The following is a 1,995-nucleotide window of genomic DNA, read 5'->3' as shown; positions in this document are numbered from 1 at the left end:
CCGTAGATGCTCGCAACACGAAGCAAATCGCCATTATGCTGCACCATCACGTCATGGCCTGTGCGGTGGTTGGGGAGGATCAGGACATCCTGAATCTCGCCCCGCGCAATTTGCTTTGGGAAGCGGAACATCCCGCGCCCCAAGCTCAAATGGTCATTGTCGATAGTGAGCCTGACATGCTCGCGATTGGTCAGCCATGTGTAGAGATCGAACAGGCCGGAATGCCGGAACACGAATGTTCCGCCCAAGAAAGTCAGTGCGACAGCCCACCCGCGAAGGCTTTCAAGCGGAACGTCAAGCGTTTGCTGCTCTACTACATCGCGGAGCTTTCCGAATGCGTTCGCAAGGCCGACAATGACAATATTGGCTTGTTCCAAAAGAACATTACTATCCGCCACAAACGCCGTTTCGGGGCGATAATGCGCAACCAGAATGCCAGCGGTTCCGATAACACTGACAATGCGCAGCAAAGTCAGCTCTTCATTGCCACTGGATGGCAGGCGGTGCGAGGCGGTAAGAATAACCCGCTCACCGTTTCGCGTAACGCGCGGCTTGCCAGTGATCTTATGTTTGATCGTTTCAACTACGTTCATTGCTTTTCCCTCAATCCTTAGGTTTTCACCGAATTCCGATTTGCTTTGCCAATATGCCCCAATTCACAGGGATCATGGCGATCACGGGACAATTCCAGTTCGGCCCCATATGGCTCCACACACCTTGGAAGCCGAGATAGCGGCACTCGTAGCAACGCGACCCTGCGCCTGTGCCTGTACAGTTGTGCCAGGCGAGCAGATGCGGCGTGCCGAAGGCGACAACCACGAAAGCCAGAGCACCGAGCGCCCATGTCGGGCGGCGTGGTTTTACAACGAACCAGATGCAGCCCGCGATTTTGCGCGTGAGACTTCTCTCGCTTTGCGCCGTTGCCATGCGTTCGCTGACCTTCGGCCCGTGCTTGTTCGGGCGCGGGGCTTTTTTGCCCAGAACGTCGATTTTGAACTTACTCATGCTTGTCCCCCTTTGCGGGAATACCGAAGCCGCAGTTGCGGCTTGCCGCCGCGTGGATGATCGCCTTCCATCGGGTTTGGTTCAGCCCAGTCGCCCCACGGGGCGACATCCCAGTAACGGACTTTCTCGCCGATGATCGGCGGGGCGGCCTTCACGAACAGAAGTTGCCGACCTTCGGGCAGCCCCATGACTTCTTGCGGCAGCATGAGCGGCACGCCGCGTTCGGAAACGCTGACGCCAAGCTCGTCATCATCGGTTTGCCCGAGATTGTAGTTACGGGTGATGATCGAATTCTCGCCCATCAGCCGCGACAAGCGCACCGCCAGCTCCATATCCTGCACCGCGAAGAACTGCTTCACTTCGGATTGGCTCAGGATGATGTTCGTTGTCTCGCGCCCATAGACTTGGACGAGATGCGAGAGGTCTTGAACAATCGCCCACACGCGAACGCCATAGCCAGGCAACAGCGTTAGCGCTTCGGCCAGCCCCGCAATCCGCCCCATGTTTGCAAACTCGTCGAGCAGGAACAGAACCCGCTCGCCGCCTTGCCTTGTCGCAACGGCGCTAATCGCATGGCGCGTGACAAGCGCCAGCCAAACGCCATAATCGGCGATCCTTTCGGCGGGGATCATCACATAAACAGTCGTGCCTTCGGCCTTGAGGTCTTGCAGGCTGACATCCGAGCCAGACACGGCATCGGCAAGCAGCCCGCCAGGGCGGAATATCTGGAGCGCGTTGGAAACGCCTGTGCGGAAGTCGGCGAACTGACGCGCGCCTTCTTCGAATTGGGTCAGGAATTCCTGCCCGTAAGCGGCGACCACGCCATCGATTGCGTTAGACTTCACCATATCGACAAACGTCATTTCCAGAAGGTCAGTGCTTTTCACGACCCGCCACAGCTCGGGCAAAGTGCATTTTTGTGGTCTGCCGCGCGTGGAGATATAGAGGATCAGTCCTTCGAGCAGGTTCCGTGCTGCGTCCCTGAAATAC

The 1,995-nt window shown here is 57.5% G+C and carries 3 protein-coding genes; all 3 read right to left on the bottom strand.

Annotated elements, in window-relative coordinates:
* Window positions 1-593 (bottom strand): hypothetical protein (locus WBC85_RS04605; RefSeq protein ID WP_424433501.1); only part of this gene is annotated, 593 nt, incomplete at its 3' end.
* A gap of 25 nt (window positions 594-618) precedes the next feature.
* Window positions 619-1,005, bottom strand: a complete 387-nt coding sequence (locus WBC85_RS04600) for a hypothetical protein (RefSeq protein ID WP_424433500.1) — start codon at window positions 1,003-1,005, stop codon at window positions 619-621.
* A partial coding sequence (locus tag WBC85_RS04595; RefSeq protein ID WP_424433499.1) for a type IV secretory system conjugative DNA transfer family protein occupies window positions 1,002-1,995 on the bottom strand: 994 nt, incomplete at its 5' end. The genes WBC85_RS04600 and WBC85_RS04595, both read right to left, overlap by 4 nt.

This window comes from Planktotalea sp. (assembly GCF_049680325.1).
Taxonomy (GTDB): domain Bacteria; phylum Pseudomonadota; class Alphaproteobacteria; order Rhodobacterales; family Rhodobacteraceae; genus Planktotalea.
The sequence above is the reverse complement of the archived record's forward strand: the minus strand, read 5'-3'. Positions and strand labels throughout refer to the sequence as shown.

Coding starts and splice junctions, on each gene's coding strand:
- WBC85_RS04600 (WP_424433500.1), bottom strand. CDS start 1,005: ATGAGTAAGTTCAAAATCGACGTTCTGGGCAAAAAAGCCCCGCGCCCG.